At 68.4% G+C, this 18,667-nt stretch carries 20 protein-coding genes; 1 reads left to right on the plus strand and 19 read right to left on the minus strand.

What is annotated here, in order from left to right; translation table 11 throughout:
* Positions 1 to 119: 119 nt before the first annotated feature.
* Both tsf and rpsB read right to left on the minus strand, forming a co-directional pair.
* Entirely contained in the window at positions 120 to 947 is an 828-nt protein-coding gene (gene tsf / locus AC0VYB_RS12325; RefSeq protein ID WP_009378352.1) for a translation elongation factor Ts, read from the minus strand.
* A gap of 33 nt (positions 948 to 980) precedes the next feature.
* Positions 981 to 1,964, minus strand: coding sequence for a 30S ribosomal protein S2 (rpsB, locus tag AC0VYB_RS12330; RefSeq protein ID WP_063249026.1), 984 nt, complete (start codon positions 1,962 to 1,964; stop codon positions 981 to 983).
* A 794-nt stretch (positions 1,965 to 2,758) separates the two neighbouring features.
* Between rpsB and AC0VYB_RS12335 the strand changes: the two genes are divergently transcribed.
* Complete coding sequence (locus tag AC0VYB_RS12335) at positions 2,759 to 3,667, plus strand: peptidoglycan DD-metalloendopeptidase family protein (RefSeq protein ID WP_223289966.1); 909 nt, start codon at positions 2,759 to 2,761, stop codon at positions 3,665 to 3,667.
* A gap of 26 nt (positions 3,668 to 3,693) precedes the next feature.
* On the opposite strand, the gene AC0VYB_RS12340 is transcribed toward AC0VYB_RS12335, so the two are convergent.
* The 17 genes from AC0VYB_RS12340 to AC0VYB_RS12420 all read right to left on the minus strand — a co-directional run bounded on the left by AC0VYB_RS12340 (position 3,694) and on the right by AC0VYB_RS12420 (position 18,662).
* On the minus strand, positions 3,694 to 4,818 hold the full coding sequence (locus AC0VYB_RS12340; RefSeq protein ID WP_009378349.1) for a tyrosine recombinase XerC: 1,125 nt from the start codon (positions 4,816 to 4,818) through the stop codon (positions 3,694 to 3,696).
* 17 nt (positions 4,819 to 4,835) lie between these two features.
* On the minus strand, positions 4,836 to 6,062 hold the full coding sequence (gene dprA / locus AC0VYB_RS12345) for a DNA-processing protein DprA (RefSeq protein WP_009378348.1): 1,227 nt from the start codon (positions 6,060 to 6,062) through the stop codon (positions 4,836 to 4,838).
* Positions 6,062 to 7,726: a YifB family Mg chelatase-like AAA ATPase gene (locus AC0VYB_RS12350; protein ID WP_009378347.1), complete on the minus strand. Its 1,665-nt coding sequence runs from the start codon at positions 7,724 to 7,726 to the stop codon at positions 6,062 to 6,064. The genes dprA and AC0VYB_RS12350 overlap by 1 nt, the downstream gene beginning before the upstream one ends.
* Complete coding sequence (locus tag AC0VYB_RS12355; protein WP_009378346.1) at positions 7,723 to 8,139, minus strand: YraN family protein; 417 nt, start codon at positions 8,137 to 8,139, stop codon at positions 7,723 to 7,725. The genes AC0VYB_RS12350 and AC0VYB_RS12355 overlap by 4 nt, the downstream gene beginning before the upstream one ends.
* 174 nt (positions 8,140 to 8,313) lie before the next feature.
* Positions 8,314 to 8,631 carry a DUF2469 domain-containing protein gene (locus tag AC0VYB_RS12360; RefSeq protein WP_009378345.1) on the minus strand — a complete coding sequence of 106 codons (318 nt, stop codon included), beginning with the start codon at positions 8,629 to 8,631 and terminating at the stop codon, positions 8,314 to 8,316.
* Positions 8,628 to 9,368, minus strand: coding sequence for a ribonuclease HII (locus AC0VYB_RS12365; protein ID WP_009378344.1), 741 nt, complete (start codon positions 9,366 to 9,368; stop codon positions 8,628 to 8,630). The genes AC0VYB_RS12360 and AC0VYB_RS12365 overlap by 4 nt, the downstream gene beginning before the upstream one ends.
* On the minus strand, positions 9,368 to 10,069 hold the full coding sequence (gene lepB / locus AC0VYB_RS12370) for a signal peptidase I (RefSeq protein ID WP_009378343.1): 702 nt from the start codon (positions 10,067 to 10,069) through the stop codon (positions 9,368 to 9,370). Before lepB (AC0VYB_RS12370) ends, AC0VYB_RS12365 begins: the two co-directional genes overlap by 1 nt.
* A gap of 54 nt (positions 10,070 to 10,123) precedes the next feature.
* Positions 10,124 to 10,750, minus strand: a complete 627-nt coding sequence (gene lepB / locus AC0VYB_RS12375) for a signal peptidase I (protein ID WP_040341818.1) — start codon at positions 10,748 to 10,750, stop codon at positions 10,124 to 10,126.
* Positions 10,751 to 10,837: 87 nt separating this feature from the next.
* The gene (gene rplS, locus AC0VYB_RS12380; RefSeq protein WP_009378341.1) at positions 10,838 to 11,179 is read right to left on the minus strand and encodes a 50S ribosomal protein L19; all 342 of its coding nucleotides are present in this window, start codon (positions 11,177 to 11,179) and stop codon (positions 10,838 to 10,840) included.
* A gap of 171 nt (positions 11,180 to 11,350) precedes the next feature.
* On the minus strand, positions 11,351 to 12,121 hold the full coding sequence (trmD, locus tag AC0VYB_RS12385) for a tRNA (guanosine(37)-N1)-methyltransferase TrmD (protein ID WP_009378340.1): 771 nt from the start codon (positions 12,119 to 12,121) through the stop codon (positions 11,351 to 11,353).
* 8 nt (positions 12,122 to 12,129) lie between these two features.
* Positions 12,130 to 12,630, minus strand: a complete 501-nt coding sequence (gene rimM / locus AC0VYB_RS12390) for a ribosome maturation factor RimM (RefSeq protein ID WP_009378339.1) — start codon at positions 12,628 to 12,630, stop codon at positions 12,130 to 12,132.
* Between the two features lie 230 nt (positions 12,631 to 12,860).
* Positions 12,861 to 13,091 (minus strand): RNA-binding protein, encoded by a 231-nt coding sequence (locus tag AC0VYB_RS12395; protein WP_009378338.1) that lies wholly within the window; start codon positions 13,089 to 13,091, stop codon positions 12,861 to 12,863.
* Position 13,092: 1 nt separating this feature from the next.
* Positions 13,093 to 13,566, minus strand: a complete 474-nt coding sequence (gene rpsP, locus AC0VYB_RS12400) for a 30S ribosomal protein S16 (protein ID WP_475384724.1) — start codon at positions 13,564 to 13,566, stop codon at positions 13,093 to 13,095.
* 155 nt (positions 13,567 to 13,721) lie between these two features.
* Complete coding sequence (gene ffh, locus AC0VYB_RS12405) at positions 13,722 to 15,326, minus strand: signal recognition particle protein (protein ID WP_009378336.1); 1,605 nt, start codon at positions 15,324 to 15,326, stop codon at positions 13,722 to 13,724.
* Positions 15,327 to 15,538: 212 nt separating this feature from the next.
* Complete coding sequence (locus AC0VYB_RS12410; protein ID WP_009378335.1) at positions 15,539 to 16,759, minus strand: ammonium transporter; 1,221 nt, start codon at positions 16,757 to 16,759, stop codon at positions 15,539 to 15,541.
* Between the two features lie 233 nt (positions 16,760 to 16,992).
* Complete coding sequence (ftsY, locus tag AC0VYB_RS12415) at positions 16,993 to 18,135, minus strand: signal recognition particle-docking protein FtsY (RefSeq protein WP_009378332.1); 1,143 nt, start codon at positions 18,133 to 18,135, stop codon at positions 16,993 to 16,995.
* A gap of 125 nt (positions 18,136 to 18,260) precedes the next feature.
* Positions 18,261 to 18,662 carry a hypothetical protein gene (locus AC0VYB_RS12420; protein ID WP_009378330.1) on the minus strand — a complete coding sequence of 134 codons (402 nt, stop codon included), beginning with the start codon at positions 18,660 to 18,662 and terminating at the stop codon, positions 18,261 to 18,263.
* Positions 18,663 to 18,667 lie beyond the last annotated feature (5 nt).

Consider the following 18,667-nt stretch of genomic DNA (forward strand, 5'->3'; position numbering starts at 1 on the left):
GCCGATCCGGGTGGTTCGTCTGGGTCAGTCTAGCGAAAACGGGGCCGGACCCATCGGTCCGACCCCGTCATCGGATCCTGTGGGGGTCCTCACGGACCCCCACAGCGATCACAAGCGGATCAGGCTCCCACGCGGTAGCGGAGGAAACCGGTCGCCTTGAGGCCGGCGGCCTCGAGGACCTTGCCCACGGTCTGCTTGGGATCCTTGGCGAATCCCTGGTCGAGCAGGCAGTTCTCCTTGAAGAAGCCGTTGACGCGGCCTTCGATGATCTTCGGCAGAGCCTGTTCCGGCTTGCCTTCGTTCTTCGCGGTGTCCTCGGCGATGCGGCGCTCGTTCTCGACGAGCTCGGCCGGGACATCCTCACGCGAGAAGTACTTCGGCGCGAGGGCGGCGATGTGCACGGCGACGTCGTGCGCGACGGCCTGGTCATCGCCTTCGTAGGCGAAGAGAACGCCGACCTGCGGGGGCAGGTCCTTGTTCGTGCGGTGGAGGTAGGACTCCACCTTCTGGCCTTCGAGACGACCGACGCGACGCAGGTCGACTTTCTCGCCCAGGGCGGCACCGGACTCGGTGATGAACTGGGCGACGGTCTTGCCGTCGGCCTCGACCGAGAGCAGCGACTCGGCCGACTCGGACTTGTTCGACACGGCGAGTGCGAGGACTTCGTCGGCGAGGTCGATGAAGCGCTGCGACTTCGCGACGAAGTCGGTCTCCGAGTCGAGCTCGATCATGGTGCCGACGCCGCCGTCGACGAAGGTGGCGACGAGACCGTCGGAGGTGGCACGGCCTTCGCGCTTCGTGGCGCCCTTGAGGCCCTTCACACGGAGGAGCTCGATGGCCTTCGCCTGGTCGCCGTCGGCCTCATCGAGGGCCTTCTTGACGTCCATCATTCCGGCGCCGGTCTTCTCGCGCAGTTCCTTGATGTCAGCGGCAGTGTAGTTTGCCATTCTTTCTCCTAGTGGTGGTGGAGGTGAGTGAGATCAGGACTCGGTGGAGTCAGCGGCAGCGTCGGCGGCTGCGGCCTTGCCCTCGGCGTCCGCTGCCTTCGCATCGGCGTCGGCGACGGCACCTTCGGCGGCGGCGTCCGTCGCGTCGGTGGCGGTGGTCTCCTCGGACTGGGCCTCGGCTGCGGTGGCAGCGGCGGAGGCTTCGGTCGAGGCGGATGCGGCGTCGGCGTTCGCCTCGGCGGCGTTGCCCTCGAGGAGCTCGCGCTCCCACTCGGGCATCGGCTCGACGGCGGAGACGTTCTTCTCACCGGACTCGTCGTCGCCGGAGTGGCGGGCGATGAGGCCCTCGGCCACGGCGTCGGCGATCACGCGGGTGAGCAGCGAGACCGAGCGGATGGCGTCGTCGTTGCCCGGGATCGGGTAGGTGACGTCGTCGGGGTCGCAGTTGGTGTCGAGGATCGCGATGACCGGGATGCCCAGCTTCTTCGCCTCGTCGACGGCGAGGTGCTCCTTCTTCGTGTCGACGATCCACACAGCGGACGGGGTGCGCTGCATGTCGCGGATGCCGCCGAGGGTCTTCTCGAGCTTGTCCTTCTCGCGACGGAGGATGAGGAGTTCCTTCTTCGTGTGCGAGGAGCCCGCAACGTCGTCGAAGTCGATCTCTTCGAGTTCCTTCAGCCGGCGCAGACGCAGGGAGATGGTCTGGAAGTTCGTGAGCATGCCGCCGAGCCAACGCTGGTTGACATACGGCTGGCCGACGCGCTTGGCCTGCTCGGCGATCGATTCCTGGGCCTGCTTCTTCGTGCCGACGAAGAGGATGGAGCCGCCGTGGGAGACGGTCTCCTTGACGAACTCGAACGCGGTGTCGATGTAGCCCAGCGACTTCTGCAGGTCGATGATGTAGATGCCGTTGCGCTCGGTGAAGATGAAGCGCTTCATCTTCGGGTTCCAACGACGGGTCTGGTGTCCGAAGTGAACGCCGCTGTCGAGCAGCTGGCGGATGGTGACGACGGCCATGCCGACGCCCTCCTTTCTCGTGCACCCTGCGGGTGCGTTGTGCCATGGTTCGCGGCCAACACGGGGCTGGCGGCGACGATGGCGGTTTCGGTTGATTCCTGGTACCCGGTTCGCCCAACCCACATGCGCGTACGCATGCACCATGGGATGGAGAAGAGATCGGATACGCGTAGTCAGAAGACACGCTTCTGCTGAGGGCAGTCTATCGCGGGTGGCCAAGCCTGCGCCAATCGGAGGATGTCCCTCGCCGAGGCGGCCGCCGGGTGTGCCTGTCCCGTGCCCGGGCGGCTGCGCCACCTCCCGCCGAGGCTGCCGTCGGGTTCGCGTCGCCTCTGCGCTCTCGGGCGGGCTCCCCGCTTCCGCGACTCGTGCGCATTCGGCTGTGGACGCGCATTGCGCTCAGCATGCCTCCCCGCGGTGTGGGGCACCGGCGAGGGTGAGCGGAGCCCGGCCCATCGGGGGTCCGGTGGTCCCACTCGTGTGCTCTCTCCTGTGCATGCGGCACCGACTCGTGTGCGCGCGGCCTGTGGACGCCCGATGGTCGTCCACAGGCGGAGAATCCTCTGCTGACAGCACCGGCGGCATCGATTTCCATGGGCGTTATGGCCGTTCCCGAATCGACTCGTCCGCCCCACCGCAGCGCTGCCCCTCTTCCGCGACGGCGACTGTCGGCCCGTCCGACTCGGCGTCCGTCTGCGCGTCCGCCTCGGCGACGCAAAGCCGGTCCCCTGCCGAGCAGGCCGCTGCTGTGGATCAGCGTCCTCGTCACCGCGGTTCTCGTCGCCCTCGGCGGCGTGGGCGCAGCTGACGCCTCCCCGCAGGCTTCCCGAGCCGCGGGCACCACCTGGGTCACGCCGGTACCGGCGATGGAGATCGTCACCGCCTTCGATCCGCCGCGGGAGACATGGCTGGCCGGGCACAGAGGCATCGACGTCCGGGCCGTACCCGACGAACCCGTGCGCGCCCCGACCGCGGGCACCATTCGCTTCCGCGGCTCGGTGGCGGGCACCGAGACGATGAGCATCACGACGGAGTCCGGTCACGTCGTCTCCTTCCAACCGGCGCGTTCGGATGCCTCCGTCGGCGACCGCTTCGCAGCTGGTGAGCAGATCGGCACGGTCTCGACGGGCGCGCACTGCCAGGAGTCCTGCCTCCACATCGGCGTCTGGCCTAAGGACAGCGACCGGGCGTATGTCGATCCGGCGCCGTTCTTCGGTCAGGATGCGTCCCTCCTGCTGCCGCTCGCACGCAAGCCGGCCGAAGAGCCGGCCGGCGATGACACGGATTCGGGTGCGGGCGGGTGGGGCGGACACCGGAATGGGCGCATTCCCGCCTCGGCGCTGTGCCCGCTCACCACCGCCCCCGGGCACATGCTCCGATGCGATGCGCAGGCCGCATTCGACCGCCTCTCCCACGCGTACTCCGCGCGGTTCGGCAGGCCGATCTCGGTCACCGACTCCTACCGGGACTACGACACCCAGGTCATCCTCAAACGGCGCAAGGGAAAGCTCGCGGCGACGCCGGGGACGTCGAACCACGGGTGGGCGCTCGCGATGGACCTCGGGGGCGGCATCAACTCATTCGGCAGTGCCGAGCATCAGTGGATGCGGGCGAACGCTCCGACGTTCGGATGGGTGCATCCGTCGTGGGCACGGCAGGGAGGGTCCCTGCCCGAGGCATGGCACTGGGAGTTCAGGAAGTGAGCGCGTGCCGGACGTGAGCGAGTCGCTCAGGCCCGCGGGTGGGCCTGCCGGTAGGTCTCCTGCAGGCGCTGCATCGACACATGGGTGTAGATCTGCGTGCTGCTCAGCGTCGAATGCCCGAGCAGCTCCTGGATCTGGCGCAGATCGGCACCGTTGTCGAGCATGTGCGTGGCAGCCGAGTGGCGGAGACCGTGCGGTCCGATGTCGGGGGCGTCGGGGTTGTTCGCGCCGTAGCGGTGGACGAGCTCGCGGACCTGGCGGGCGCCGATTCGGCCTCCACGCAGGCCGAGGAAGAGCGCGTCACCGCTCCTGTCGGTGGCGAAGCGCTCCCGCAGTCTCAGCCAGATCGCGAGGGCATCGCGTGCCGGGCCGCCGAAGGGCACCCGGCGCTCCTTGTCGCCCTTGCCGAGCACGGTGATCATCGACCGCTGGTGGTCGACGTCGCTGCGGTCGAGGCCGCAGAGTTCGGATACGCGCACGGCCGTCGCATAGAGCATCTCGAGGATGGCGGCGTCCCGGGCGAGCAGCGCCTGAGCGTCATCGTCAGACTCTGCGGCCTCATCCTGTTGGGAGTCCGCCCCCGCTCCCCTGCTCGCTGTCGCTCCGGCCCCCTCACGCGCGCGGTCCGACCCGGCTCCTCCCCGCCGATTGCCTCCGTCACCACTGCGTCCTGCCGAGACGAGGGCGGCCGCCTGCTGGGGTTTGAGCACGGTGGGCAGCCGTGAGTCCTTCTTCGGGGTGCGCAGACGCGCGGCCGGGTTGGACGGCAGTCCGTGGGTGCTCACGCAGTAGGAGAAGAACGATTTGATCGCCGCGATCTTGCGCGCCACCGTCGACTTCGCCGCTCCCGCATCGTCGAGGGCGATGAGCCACGACCGCAGATCGTCGAGGCTGATGTCGGACACGGCGATCCCACGTCCGGACCCCACTGACCCAGCGCCACCCGAATCGTCGGTCTTCCGTGACCGGTCGGTCTCCCGTGACTGTTCGGGGGTCCGGGTTGCGCGTCGCCCCGGCAGATGGGCGGCGTGCGCGAAGAAGTCGCCGACATCACCGACGTAGGCGCGGCGGGTATGGGCGGAGACGTCACGCGCGCGCAGGTGGTCGGCGTAGTCGTCGACCACCTCGGGGAAGCGAGGCGATGAGGTCACGCTTCAAGCGTACTCGTTCAGCGCCGGCGCAGCTTCTTCCACCCGGGCCCGTCGCGTTCGCTCAGTCCCTCGATCTCGAGGAGGGCGAGCGCCGAGAGCGCATCGGCCACCGTCAGGCCCGCTCTGGCCGCAAGCGTGCCGACATCGAGGGCTTTCGTCGCCGAGAGCGCGTTGAGGCAGATCCGCTCCCGTTCGCCGAGGTCGTCGACCCGGTCATCGCGGCCGCCCGCTCCAGAACCCCCACCAGCTCGAGAGGAATCCCCGGCTGCACTGCCGCCGAGGTCGCCCAACGGCAGCTCCTCGGGCCGGACGAGGTCGAGGACGTCGGGGGCGCCGGTGACGAGGTCGGCTTCCCTCAGACGGATGAGCCGGTTCGTTCCGGCCGATGACGCCGAGTACACCGACCCGGGGTAGGCGGCGACGACGCGGGAGAGTTCGAGCGCGTGCCTGGCGGTGTTGAGCGCCCCGCTGCGCCACCCGGCCTCGACGACGACCGTGGCAAGCGCCGAGGCGGCGATGAGGCGGTTGCGCAGGAGGAACCGGTGGCGCATCGGAGTCATCCCGGGTGCGGTCTCGGAGACGAGGAGACCGTGCTCGAGCACCTGTGCGAAGAGGTCCGAGTTCGCCGCGGGATAGAACCGGTCGACTCCCCCGGCCATGAATGCGACCGTCGTGCCCTCCCGGGCGAGCGCCGCACGGTGAGCGGCCGCGTCGATGCCGAAGGCTCCCCCGGAGACGACGGTGTACCCGTCGGCGGCGAGATCCCAGGCAAGGTCGGAGGCGCACTTCGTCCCATAGCCGCTCGCCGCCCGCGCCCCGACGACGGCGACCGCCTGCGCAAGCGCCTCGCGCAGGGTCGCCGACCCGCGCACCCACAGCCCCAAGGGCGCTGCGGGACCGAGTTCGTCGATGGCGGTCGGCCATTCGTCGTCGGTGGGGATGACGAGACGTCCGCCGAGGCGGGCCATGCCTTCAAGGTCGTGTTCGCCGTCGGCGTCGGCGGCGCGCACTGCCCACCGGGCGAGCGCCTCGGGGAGTCTCCCCTGACCGGTGATGTCCCCGAGCTCGGCGGAGAGCCGTCCGACGACCTCGTCGACCGCGACCGCCCCGGAGGAGATCGCCCGGATGAGTTCGACCGCGGTCACAGGGCCCGCGGCATCGACGAGGGCCTTGAGCAGGCCGTCACCGGGTTCGCCGATCCGCAGGAGTGCTGCGACGGCGATGCGCTGCGGGGTCACGTCCATCATGTCTCCTGGGTCCGCAGCGCGAGGGCCGCAGCGATCCGGTCGGCGTCGGGAGCCTCCGCCCCGGCGAGGTCGGTCAGGGTCGTGGCGACCCGGAGCACTCGGTCGTAGCCGCGCATCGTGATCCTCCCCGTCTCGAGCGCGCGGTCGAGGCTGCGCAGAGCTGCCGGTCGCATCCCGAAGTGGTCGCGCAGCCACGGCCCCGGTGCCATCGCATTGAGCGACCAGTCGCAGTTCGCATACCGATCCGCCTGCGCGCGCCTCGCGTGCTCGACTCGTGCGGCCACACCTGCGCTCGACTCCTGCTCCCCGCCGAGACGCAGGTCGGCCGGAGTGACGGGGTAGAGCTCGAGCTGGAGGTCGACACGATCGAGGAGAGGCCCGGAGAGGCGATTGCCGTACCGGCGTCTGTCCATCGGCGTGCAGTTGCACACCGTGTTCGCGCCCGCCTGCATGCCCGCCCCGCACGGGCACGGGTTCGCGGCCATGACGAGCTGGAACGATGCCGGCAACACCATCGACCCCCAGGCCCGGTGGATGTGGACCTGACGGGCCTCGAGCGGCTGCCGCAGCGCTTCGAGCACGTCCCGGGAGAACTCCGGCGCCTCGTCCATGAAGAGGACACCCCGATGGGCTTTGCTGAGGATGCCGACCGTGCCGGGCTTCCTGCCTCCCACGAGCGCCGAGGCGGTGCTCCGGTGATGGGGTGCCTCGAACGGCGGCCGGTGATCGAGCTCCTCACCGGGCACGAGTTCCCCGCGCAGAGAGCGCACCGCGGCGACTTCGAGGGCCTGGGCGTCGTCGAGCGGTGGGAGGATCCCGGGCAGGCACTGAGCGAGCAGGGTCTTCCCCGCGCCCGGGGTGCCGCGCATGAGGAGGTTGTGACCGCCCGCAGCGGCGACCTCGAGCCCGAACCGAGCCTCATCCTGCCCCTGCACCTCGGCGAGGTCGTGGAGTTCGGTCGGATGCGCTCCCGGTCCGGGAGCCTCGACGACCGGTGGCAGGGCGGGAACGGCGAGGCTGCCGCCGTAGGCGTTGACGAGTTCGGCCAGCGAGGACACCGCGAGGACATCGACGTCTCCGATGAGCGCGGCCTCCGCCCGGTTGCCGGCGGGAACGACGAATCGGTCGAAGCCGGCGAGCAGGCCGCAATGGAGGCTCGGCAGCACGCCGCTCACCGGTCGGATGCGGCCGTCGAGGCCGAGTTCCCCACAGTGGATGACCGCCTCGGTCTCGGCGGAGCTGATGATCCCGCGGGCCTTGAGCACGGCGACGGCGATGCCGAGATCGAAGCCGGTGCCGATCTTCGGCACACTGCCCGGGGTGAGGTTGATCGTCAGATGCTGGGTGGCGACCGGGATGCCGAGGAAGGCGAGCGCCGCACGCAGCCGCTTGCGCGATTCGCTCACCGAGGCGTCGGGAAGGCCGACGATGTCGATGCCGGGAAGACCTGCGCTGACGACGGCTTCGATCGAGACGATCTTTCCGGCCAGCCCCCAGAGGGCGACGGCGGCGGCCCGTCCGACGACGGTCTTCTCCGGTGTCGTCTCGCCACTCCTCGCGTCCTCGACTCCCAATGGTTCGTCGCCGTCGGGGCTCCAGTCGGCGTCGACAGCATCGCAGTCATCCCCTGGGTCATCGACGATGTGCAGCTGTTCGCTCATGCGTCGACCTGCACATTGCGCACATGGGTGACGGTCGGGCGCGGTGACATGACGATGCCGATCGCGTCGATGCGGGTCGCAGGGTAGAACTCGGCCTGCTCGCGCAGCCACAGTCCCGAGAGCATCCTGATCCGACGCAGCTTCACCGGCGTGATCGCTTCGAGCGGTGAGCCCTGCCGCATCGTGCGGCGGGTCTTGACCTCGACGAAGACGATGGTCGCTCCGTCGCGGGCGATGATGTCGATCTCTCCCTCACGGCACCTGACATTGCGGTCGAGGACGACCATGCCCTCGGCCTCGAGGCGGGCGACGGCGAGGTCCTCACCCGTCCGGCCCAGGGCGAGCTGACGGTCACCGCGGGTCGGGGTGTCCGTCGGCCGCGCAGTCCGTCCTGTCTTCGTCGTCCGTGCCATGCCGTCCAGGCCACCACAGCACGTGGTCGTCTGGAAGCATCAGAGAACGGCCTGTGGACAGCGGTTGAGCCTCCACAGGCCGTGAGCACATGAGTGCGCGACGCTCCACACCCGGATCACGCACGAGTCAGGGCTGTCAGCCTCGGCGCCGACGGCATTCCGTTCAGCGGCGGCTCAGCGCCCGATCGAGGTCGGCGGCTCGAGGTCGGACTTGGCGATCTCCTCAATGTTGACGTCCTTGAACGTGAGCACGTGGACCATCTTGATGAACCTGGCCGACCGGTAGCTGTCCCACACCCAGGCATCGCGCAGGGTGAGCTCGAAGTAGACGTCGCCGGCGTCGTTGTGCGCTTTGAGGTCGACGTGGTTGGCGAGGTAGAAGCGGCGTTCGGTCTCGACGACGTAGGCGAAGAGACCGACGACATCGCGGTACTCCTTGTAGAGCTGGAGTTCGAGCTGGGCCTCGTAGTCGTCGAGATCGTCTGTGCTCACGTCGTTCCTCTCTTCGCGTCGTTCTCGGGGTGCAGCCGGAAGCTCATCCGGTGGTGGAGGCTCGGTCCGTGCTCGGCGATGGCCTGCCGGTGGTGAACGGTTCCGTATCCGACGTTCGACTCCCAACCATACTGCGGGTGCGCCTCGGCGAGGCTGATCATCGTTTCGTCGCGGTGCACTTTCGCCACGATACTCGCCGCCGCGATGACGGGAACGCTGCCGTCGCCCTTGATCACGGTGCGCACGGGCGGCAGCTCCATGTCGGCGGCGGGCCCGAATATCCCCAGGCAGTCGAGCGTGAGTGGAGCCGAGAGCCAGTCGTGCTTGCCGTCGAGGAGGATCATCGTCGGTCGCGACGACGCACCCGCACCCGGGCCGCCGGACGCTGTGCCGAGCGCACCCTCGAGTGCCCGCCGAGCCGCGAGGTTGAGGGCCATGGTCATCCCGAGGGCGTCGATCTCGGCAGGCAGGGTCGATCCGACGGCCGAGGCGTGCGCCCATGCCTGGACGCGAGCGGTCGCCGCCGACCGAGAGGGACCGTCGAGCTGTTTGGAGTCGTGGATGCCCTCGGGCACGTCGGCGGCGCACAGGGGGCCGAGTTCGAAGACGGCGACGCCGACGCTCACCGGTCCGGCGAGCGCTCCGCGTCCCACCTCGTCGACACCGATGACGATCTCATACCCCTCGGCGGCGAGTGCGCGTTCGACGCCGAGGTCGTGCAGTCCTCGTCCGGTCATCAGCTGACAGTGATTCCCTGCGGATCGGGCACGTCTGCGAAGACGTCCTTGGGGGTGGAGACCCACCGGACGTGGCTGAGCGGCCAGTTGACGAAGAACACGGTGCCGACGACGTTCTCGGCGGGAACGAACGGCTGGGTGTCCTGGTGGTAGCGCGAATCGGCGGAGTTGCTCCGGTTGTCGCCCATCACCCAGTAGGAGCCTTCGGGCACGGTGACGGAGAACTCCATCTCGGAGGGCGCAGTGTCCGGCGGCAGATACGTCTCCTCGATGGGGGTGCCGTTGACGAGGATCCTCCCCTGGGCGTCGCAGCATTCGACGGTGTCCCCGCCGACCCCGATGACGCGTTTGACGAGCTGGTTGCCCGCGTCGGAGGGGGCGAGGCCGAGGAATTCGAGGACGGGGTTGGGCTGGTAGGCGGACACCTCGGCGTCGGTGAGCCAGTCGTCGGGATCGTCGAAGACGATGATGTCACCGCGGTTGGCCGGGCCGAACTTGGGGGCGAGCTGGTTGACGAGGACCCGGTCGTCGATCTGCAGGGTGTCCATCATCGAGCCGGAGGGAATGTAGAACGATCGGACCACCCAGGTCTTCAGCGCGGTGGAGATGAGGAGGGCGATGATGATGATGACCACGGTCTCGGCAAGGCCGCGCAGGAGCTTCTTCGACTTGGGCGGGGAGGGCTGAGGTTCGGTGGTCATTCGTTCGCTTTCGCATGGGTCCGCGACCGGCGCGGGGTGGCTGGAACGAGCGTATCAGTCGATGCTGGAGCCGTGACCGATGACCGGGCCGATGACGCGGTCGACGGGGATGAAGCCGCCGCCGGGGCGCCCGAGCAGCGCCCGGGAATCGGCGGAGTCGTTCCGGTTGTCGCCCATCACCCACATGGTGCCTTGGGGGATCCGGGTGGAGAATTCGGTCGCCGAGGCGGGCAGCGGCGCGTACTCCTCGTTCAGGGGTTCGCCGTTGAGGAGCAGTCGGCCCTGCGCATCGCAGCATTCGACGGTGTCCCCGCCCAGGGCGATGACGCGTTTGACGAAGTAGACGTCGCGGGGACCGACGCCGACCCACGAGCCGATCTTCTGCAGCGGGGTGGGCAGGGCGTCGTCGACGAAGGAGCCGCGTCCGTCGAAGACGACGATGTCGCCGCGGTCGATCCGACCGCCCAGCGCATCGGGGCGCCACACGGAGATCGTGTCGCCGGCCATGAGGGTCGGCTGCATCGACTCACTGGGGATGGTGAAGCGCTGGATGACGAAGCCGCGCGCCGAGGCGCCGAGGACGACGATGACGACGGCGATGGCGGCGAGGACCTTCCACACCGTGGGCGAGAGGCGGCGGGACGAGGACGCGCCGCCTTCGCGCGCGCCTCCTCGCCCCATCCCGGAAATGCGAAAACGCGACCCGGAGGTCGCGTTCTCGTCATGCTGCGGCATGTCGTGTCCGTGCGGCGCTGAGCCGGACGGTCATCAGGCCTTTTCGCGGATGCGAGCAGCCTTGCCGCGGAGGTTGCGGAGGTAGTAGAGCTTCGCGCGGCGGACGTCGCCGCGGGAGAGGACCTCGATCTGCTCGACGATCGGCGAGTGCACCGGGAGGGTGCGCTCGACTCCGACGCCGAAGCTGATCTTGCGAACGGTGAACGTCTCGCGAACGCCGTCGCCCTGGCGACGGATGACGACGCCCTTGAAGACCTGGATACGCGAACGGCTGCCCTCGACCACGCGGACGTGGACGTTGAGGGTGTCACCGGGGCGGAAATCGGGGACGTCGGACTTCAGCGAGGCTGCATCGACAACATCGAGCTTCTGCATAGTGCTTCTCCTGTGGCCTCTGCTTCAGGTCGAGGACACGCATATCGGACCGGTCTGACCGGTGATCGGATTCGTCTGCCGGGATCGCTCCCCTGGCCGCCGGAGTCCATCCGGCGGGCGATTCGGGCACCCATCCCCCTGAAGCAGGTGGATGCCAACAAACGCGACGATCTATTCTGTCACGGTTCCGTCCCCGGACTCAAACCGATCGAGGACCTCCCGGTCCCGGGCGTCGAGGTCACCGAGGCCCGTGAGCAGGTCCGGCCTGACCTCGGCGGTGCGTTCGAGACGTCGGTCACGTCGCCACCGGGCGATCGCGGCATGGTTGCCGCTGAGCAGGATCTCCGGGACGTCGTGGCCGCGCCAAGTGGCGGGCTTGGTGAAGATCGGGTATTCGAGGAGGCCGTCCTCGTGGCTCTCTTCGGTCAGGGACTCGGGGTTGCCGATGACGCCGGGGATGAGCCGGCTGACCGCTTCGATCATCACCATCGAGGCGACCTCGCCGCCGTTGAGGACGTAGTCGCCGATGCTCATCGGCCGCACCTCGAAGGACTGCCCCGCCCAGTCGAGGACGCGCTGGTCGATGCCCTCGTAGCGTCCGCACGCGAACGTGAGGTGCTCGGTGTGCGCGAGCTCCTCCGCGATCCGCTGATCGAAGACCTCACCTGCGGGACTCGGGACGATGAGGATCGGCTTCGTCGCCTCCCCCGTCCCCTCGCCGAGGATGTGCTCGAGCGCGAGTGCCCACGGCTCGGCCTTCATCACCATGCCTGCCCCGCCCCCGTAGGGCGAGTCGTCGACGGTGCGGTGGCGGTCGAACGTGAAGTCGCGGAGGTCGTGGACGGTGAGGTCGAGGAGTCCCTGCTCGATGGCCTTGCCGATGAGGGAGAGCTTGAGCCCCTCGAGATAGGCGGGGAAGATCGAGACGACGTCGATGCGCATGCCCGGGCTCACTCGGCGTCGAGGAGGCCGGCCGGCGGGGTGAGCGCGATGCGTCCGGCGTCGGTGTCGACCTCGGGGACGATCTCGGTAACGAACGGGATGAGGACCTCGTGGCCGTCGGTGTGCCTGAGGTGGAGGAGGTCCTGGGCGGTGCCGTTGGTGACGTCGACGATCTCGCCGACCTGCTCATCGCCGACGAACGCCTTGAGTCCGATGAGGTCGTCGAGCAGCCACGCCTCTTCGTCGTCGGCTTCGTCGTCCTGCTCGGCGAGGAGCAGCGTGTTGCGGATCTCCTCGGCGCGTGTCCGGTCGGGGACCTCGTCGAAGGCGAGCAGCAGGCGGTCGCGGTGCCAGCGGGCGGACGTGAGCGTGAGTTCGCCGATGTCCGGGTCGGTCGCATAGGTCATCCCGGGCACGAGCCGCTCGTCGGGCCGGTCGGTGCGGACCTCGACGGTGAATTCGCCTCTGATGCCGTGCGGTTTGCCCAGCCGGGCGACCACCAAGTCCATGCGTGCTCCTTGTCGTGTGCGAGTGCTCGTTCAGCACTCAGTGTAGTTCTCCGGCCGGGACCCTCTGCGGCTGCACCCGCTCGGTTCCGATCCGCATGGCATGGATCGATCCGTACCATGCGGACTCAGACCGAGCGGTTGCGTCGGCACCGACCCGAGCCCCGCCTCGGCGGTGAATGCACGAAGGGGACGTCCGGCACGCGGCCGACGTCCCTTTCGCGGTGGTTGGTCTACGCCTCGATGAGGTCCACCCGCACCGACTCACGGCCGGCAAGGGAGTTGATCACGGTGCGCAGGGCCTTCGCGGTGCGACCCGCGCGGCCGATGACACGTCCGAGGTCGTCGGGGTGAACCCTGACCTCGAGCGTCGTCCCACGCTGGGACGACCGGGACCGAACTGCGACGTCGTCGGGATGATCGACGATGCCGCGGACCAGATGTTCGAGCGAATCTGCCAACATGTCAGGCGTTGTCCTCAGCGGCTTCGGCCTGAGCGGCGTCCTCGGCCTCGACGGCCTTGGCAACGTCGTCGGCAGCGGTGTCCTCAGCTTCGACCTCGGCGGCGTCAGCCTTGCCCGAGCTCTTCTGCGTGATGGCTTCCTTGATCACCGAGTCGGCGGTCGGAGCCACGAAGGCCTCCTTCTCCGGCTGCGGCTTCACGGTGCTGACGGCTTCGCCCTCACCGGTGAACTTCTGCCAGTCGCCGGTGAGCTTGAGCAGGTTGCGGACCTGATCGGTCGGCTGCGCGCCGACAGAGAGCCAATACTGCGCACGCTCCGAGTCGATCTCGATGACCGAGGGGTCGCTGAGCGGCTGGTAGATGCCGATCTGCTCGATCGCGCGACCGTCGCGACGGGTGCGCGAGTCGGCGACGACGACACGGTAGAAGGGTGCATGGACCTTGCCGATGCGGGTCAGACGAATCTTGACTGCCACTGTAGTGGTGTCTCCTTTTGTGTTCTGTTTGCACAGAGGCACCGCACAGTCGTGGGGTTGACGTGGCGGAGTCTGCGACCTGGACTATCGACTCGAGGCAGAAGAGAGGGCCCGCGCCGAGGCGAAAGTACAAGAGATCATTGTGCCAGAAAGGGCTACTTCTTTCCACCTGGGAACATGCCGCCGAATCCCTTCGGCAGCTTCGCGAGATCGAAGTCCTCATCCCCGCCGAGGTCGACGCCGCCGAACGCGGAACCGACCGGGTCCTTCGTCTTCCCCGCCTTCCGGTCCTGGGCGGCCTGGGCCTGCTCGGCGCGCTTGGCCGGGTTGCCCGACTGGCCGGCCTTGCGGCCCTTCTTCTTCCCCGCGGCCTTCTTCTTCCGGTTGGGGCCTCCCCCACCGGGCAGTCCGCCCATTCCGGGCATGCCGCCCATCCCGGGCATCCCCGGCATACCGCCGCCGCGGCCCATGCCGCGCATGAGCTTCTGCGCCTGCGTGAAGCGCTCCATGAGCTGGTTGACCGCGGTCACCGTGGTGCCGGCGCCCTTGGCGATGCGGGCGCGACGTGATCCGTTGAGGACCTTCGGGTTGCTGCGCTCGTACGGTGTCATCGATCTCACGATCGCCTCGACCCGGTCGACCTCGCGCTCGTCGAAGTTCTCGATCTGGTCCTTGTACTGGCTCATGCCCGGCATCATGCCGAGCATCTTCTTCATCGAGCCCATCTTCCGCAGACCGGCCATCTGGGTGAGGAAGTCGTTGAGGTCGAAGTCCTCGCCGGACTCGAACTTCTTCTGGAGCTTCGCGGTCTCCTTCTCGTCGAAGTTCTTCTCGGCCTGCTCGATGAGGGTGAGGATGTCGCCCATGTCGAGGATGCGGTCGGCCATCCGGTCGGGGTGGAACGGCTCGAAGTCGGTCATCGACTCACCGGTCGAGGCGAACATGATCGGCTTGCCGGTCACCTCGGCGACCGAGAGCGCGGCACCACCGCGGGAGTCGCCGTCGAGCTTCGAGAGCACGACACCGGTGAAGTCGACGCCCTGAAGGAACGCCTCGGCGGTCGTCACGGCGTCCTGACCGATCATCGCGTCGATGACGAAGAGGACCTCGTCGGGGTTGACCGCCGCGCGGATGTCCGCGGCCTGCTGCATGAGCTCCTCGTCGATGCCGAGGCGGCCTGCGGTGTCGACGATGACGACATCGTGGAGCTTCGACTTTGCGACGTCGATGGCGTCGGTGGCGACCTTGACCGGGTCGCCGACGCCGTTGCCCGGTTCGGGCGCGTAGACGACGGCACCGGCACGCTCACCGACGATCTGGAGCTGGCCCACCGCATTGGGCCGCTGGAGGTCGGCGGCGACGAGCATCGGGCGGTGGCCCTCGGACTTGAGCCAGTGAGCGAGCTTGCCCGCGAGCGTCGTCTTGCCGGCACCCTGGAGGCCGGCGAGCATGATCACCGTCGGCGGGCGCTTGGCGAAGGTCAGCCGCCGCGTCTGTCCGCCGAGGATGCCGACGAGTTCCTCATTGACGATCTTGACGACCTGCTGACCCGGGTTGAGGGCACCCGAGACCTCTTCCGACAGCGCCCGTTCGCGGATCCGCCCCGTGAACGCGCGGACGACGGGCAGCGCCACGTCGGCGTCGAGGAGCGCGCGGCGGATCTCGCGGATAGTGGCATCGACATCGGCTTCCGAGAGCCTGCCCTTGCCGCGGAGATTCTTGAACGTCGCGGTGAGCCTGTCGGAGAGGGAGTTGAACACGTGCAAGCCTTCTTCGTATGCAATGGTCGACTCTCTAGACTAACAACTCCGCCTGGGAGGCTCCGAATCCCGCGGCCCCCTTCCCCGACGCCAGAGCACCCCACCCGAGTCGTCTGCTGGGACCTCGGGTGGGGTGGTCTGTGAGCACTCCGGCGTACTCCCCCGTCGAGGCGGCCGGCGAGACCGACCGGCCCCCTGACGGGAGTCTCGGGTCAGCGGAAGGAGTAGGCCCGCTCCGCGTGTTCGATGGTGTCGATGCCGTCGAGTTCGTCGCGCGGATCGATCCGCAGTCCCATGGTCTTCCGCAGCACGAGCGAGATGACGAGGGTGACGGCTCCGGCGTAGACGAGGGCGACGAGGCAGGCGACGATCTGGGCGACGAGGAGTCCGAAGCCCCCGCCGTAGAAGAGTCCGGCCGCGGTCTCCTCGGTGGGGATCGCGAAGAACCCGATCATCACCGTGCCGATGATGCCGGCGACGAGGTGGACGGCGACGACGTCGAGCGCGTCGTCGTAGCGCAGGCGGTTCTTCGCGACGACCGCAAAGTAGGCTCCGGCGCCGGCGGCGACGCCGATGAGGATCGCGGCGTAGGGTTCGACGTCGGCGCAGGCCGGGGTGATCGCGACGAGACCGGCGATGAGGCCCGAGACGCTGCCGATGCTGCTCGGACGCGAGGCGCGCAGACGTTCGATGGTGATCCACGTGATCATGCCGGCGGCAGGAGCGACGAGGGTGTTGACCCAGATGAGCCCGGCCTGCTCGATCGTCGAGGCGGCGCCGCCGTTGAACCCGAACCAGCCGAACCACAGCAGTGCTGCGCCGAGGACGGTGATGGGGATGTTGTGCGGCTTGTGCGGCGTCGAGTAGCGGACCCGGCGGCCCATGACGACGACGAGGACGAGGGCGGAGATGCCGGCGTTGATGTGGACGACGGTGCCTCCGGCGAAGTCGATCGCGGCACCGAAGACGCTGCCGATCGCGCCGTCGGCGGTGAGTATCCCATCACCCCAGACCATGAAGGCGAGCGGGCAGTAGACGAAGGTGACCCAGAGGGCGGCGAAGACGAGCCAGGTGGAGAACTTCGCCCGGTCGGCCACGGCTCCGGCGATGAGGGCGATCGCGATCATTGCGAAGGTCGCACCGAAGCCGATCGAGATGAGCGTCTCAGGTTCACCCGCCACCGCGCCGGAGAGGCCGATCTGGCTGAGCGGGTTGCCGACGATGCCGCCGATCGACTCGCCCGAGCTCAGCCCGTACCCGTAGAGCACCCAGACCAGCGCCCCGACGGCCATCGCCGAGAAGACCATCATCATCATGTTGATGCTCGAGCTGATCCGAGTCATCCCTCCGTAGAAGAAGGCCACACCGGGGGTCATCAGCAGCACGAGCCCTGCGGCGACCATCATCCACACATTCACTGCATCGAGTTCCATGTCGTCGTCTCTCATTCGTCTCAGTCGGCTCCGGTTCGAACCGAACGAGACCAGTCTCGACTGGCGACGTCACAGGAATGATTCGCTTATGTTTCGAGTATGTGACACGGACCTCAGGAGAGGTGGAATCCCAGGTCAGATGTGGTGAATGCAGTCGCGAACTCGTTCTGAAAGCCGTCTCAGCGGCTGGACAGAGGCAGAGTCGCCGCCTCAGTCGAGGGTGCCCGCGGCCCTCAGTCGAGGAGGGCGTCGACGAAGCCCTCGGCCGTGAACGGGGCGAGGTCGTCGGCTCCCTCGCCGAGGCCGATGAGCTTGACCGGGACTCCGAGCTCCCGCTGGACTGCGATGACGATGCCGCCCTTCGCGGTGCCGTCGAGCTTCGTGAGCACGATGCCGGTGATGTCGACCGCCTCGGCGAAGACCTTCGCCTGCTGCATCCCGTTCTGACCGGTCGTCGCATCGAGGACGAGGAGGACCTCGTCGATGTCGTGGCCCTCCCCGAGGGGACGGGTGGCCACGCGCTTGACCTTGCGCAGCTCGTCCATGAGCCCGACCTTGTTCTGCAGACGCCCGGCGGTGTCGATGAGGACGACGTCGGCGTCCTCGGCCTTGCCCTGCTCGACGGCGGCGTAGGCGACCGAGGCGGGGTCGGCACCCTCCTCGCCGCGGACGGTCTCGACGCCGACACGCGAGCCCCACGTCGTCAGCTGCTCGGCGGCGGCCGCACGGAACGTGTCGGCGGCACCGAGGAGGACGGACTTGTCCTCGGCGACGAGGACGCGGGCGATCTTGCCCACGGTCGTCGTCTTCCCGGCGCCGTTGACGCCGACGACGAGCATGACGGCCGGGTCGCCGGCGGTGTGCGCAGTCGCGAGCTCGCGGTCCATCGTCGGGTCGACGAGCTTGACGAGCTCCTCGCGCAGCAGTCCCCTGACCTCCTCGGGGTCGCGGGTGCCGAGCACCTTGACCCGCTCGCGCAGGGTGTCGACGAGTTCGGCGGTCGGTTCGACGCCGACGTCGGCGAGGATGAGGGTGTCCTCGATCTCCTCCCACGTCGCCTCGTCGAGGGTGTCGCGGGAGAGGAGGTTGAGCAGACCACGGCCGAGGCCGGAGTTCGACTTCGCGAGCCTCTCGCGCAGCCGGACGAGGCGGCTCGCCGGTTCGGTGGGAACCTCGGAGCCGGCGGCTTTCTCCCTCTCCTTCGTGACGGTCTCGGAGATCTCATCGATCGAGAGCTCGCCGGTGAAGTCGGCGTCGATCGACCGGTCCTCGCCGAGCCCCTTGCGTCGGGCGTTGATGCGCAGGCTGATGCCCAGCGCCACGACGAGGATGAAGACGATGGCTGCGACGATGAGCAGGATGATCGGCTGGTCCATTGCGGGACGTCCTCCTTGGTCTGCTGTCTTGTGCACCGTAACGCGTTACGGTCTGGGCCCCGTGACTGTGCCACGGGCTGGACCGCGCGAGGGCAGGACAGTGCCCACGGCGGTGAGGTGTGGTCTCAGGTGCCGCGGGAGCTGAAGAGCAGACCGGCGGTGGTGCGCCAGCCGGTGCCCGATTCGGGGATCTTCCAGTGGCGGGTGCGCGGCCTGACCGTGAGCAGCGACGGGGCCGCATGGCGGCGCGGCTGGGGCCGGAGCACATAGGAGTGGTCGCGGATCGCGGTGACGGCCGCCTGCTCGCGCGTGGCGAGGTGGGAGGTGCCGTCGTCGTGACCGAAGAACTCGTGGACTTCGTCGTCGTAGCCGGTCCACTGGCCCGGCAGACGGAACCGCTGCACGTCAGAGGAGTACTTCAGGCGGCCTTCCGCCCGCAGCCCGGGGAGGGCGACGAGGAGGACGACGACGAGGGCGAGGGCGAAGGAGATGGCGAGGCCGACGATGACGACGAGAACTGCATTCATGCCGG

The sequence above is a fragment of the Brevibacterium sp. Z349TD_9 genome (assembly GCF_056173565.1).

What these genes read in the sequence shown, in the direction of transcription:
- lepB (WP_040341818.1), bottom strand. Translation starts at nt 10,750, where the DNA reads ATGGGGCGAGGAGGCGCGCGCGAAGGCGGCGCGTCCTCGTCCCGCCGC.
- AC0VYB_RS12395 (WP_009378338.1), bottom strand. Translation starts at nt 13,091, where the DNA reads ATGTTGGCAGATTCGCTCGAACATCTGGTCCGCGGCATCGTCGATCAT.
- rpsB (WP_063249026.1), bottom strand. Translation starts at nt 1,964, where the DNA reads ATGGCCGTCGTCACCATCCGCCAGCTGCTCGACAGCGGCGTTCACTTC.
- ftsY (WP_009378332.1), bottom strand. Translation starts at nt 18,135, where the DNA reads ATGGACCAGCCGATCATCCTGCTCATCGTCGCAGCCATCGTCTTCATC.
- rimM (WP_009378339.1), bottom strand. Translation starts at nt 12,630, where the DNA reads ATGGACTTGGTGGTCGCCCGGCTGGGCAAACCGCACGGCATCAGAGGC.
- AC0VYB_RS12410 (WP_009378335.1), bottom strand. Translation starts at nt 16,759, where the DNA reads ATGGAACTCGATGCAGTGAATGTGTGGATGATGGTCGCCGCAGGGCTC.
- trmD (WP_009378340.1), bottom strand. Translation starts at nt 12,121, where the DNA reads ATGCGCATCGACGTCGTCTCGATCTTCCCCGCCTATCTCGAGGGGCTC.
- AC0VYB_RS12355 (WP_009378346.1), bottom strand. Translation starts at nt 8,139, where the DNA reads ATGGCACGGACGACGAAGACAGGACGGACTGCGCGGCCGACGGACACC.
- lepB (WP_009378343.1), bottom strand. Translation starts at nt 10,069, where the DNA reads ATGACCACCGAACCTCAGCCCTCCCCGCCCAAGTCGAAGAAGCTCCTG.
- AC0VYB_RS12350 (WP_009378347.1), bottom strand. Translation starts at nt 7,726, where the DNA reads ATGAGCGAACAGCTGCACATCGTCGATGACCCAGGGGATGACTGCGAT.
- AC0VYB_RS12365 (WP_009378344.1), bottom strand. Translation starts at nt 9,368, where the DNA reads ATGACCGGACGAGGACTGCACGACCTCGGCGTCGAACGCGCACTCGCC.
- dprA (WP_009378348.1), bottom strand. Translation starts at nt 6,062, where the DNA reads ATGGACGTGACCCCGCAGCGCATCGCCGTCGCAGCACTCCTGCGGATC.
- tsf (WP_009378352.1), bottom strand. Translation starts at nt 947, where the DNA reads ATGGCAAACTACACTGCCGCTGACATCAAGGAACTGCGCGAGAAGACC.
- rplS (WP_009378341.1), bottom strand. Translation starts at nt 11,179, where the DNA reads ATGCAGAAGCTCGATGTTGTCGATGCAGCCTCGCTGAAGTCCGACGTC.
- AC0VYB_RS12420 (WP_009378330.1), bottom strand. Translation starts at nt 18,662, where the DNA reads ATGAATGCAGTTCTCGTCGTCATCGTCGGCCTCGCCATCTCCTTCGCC.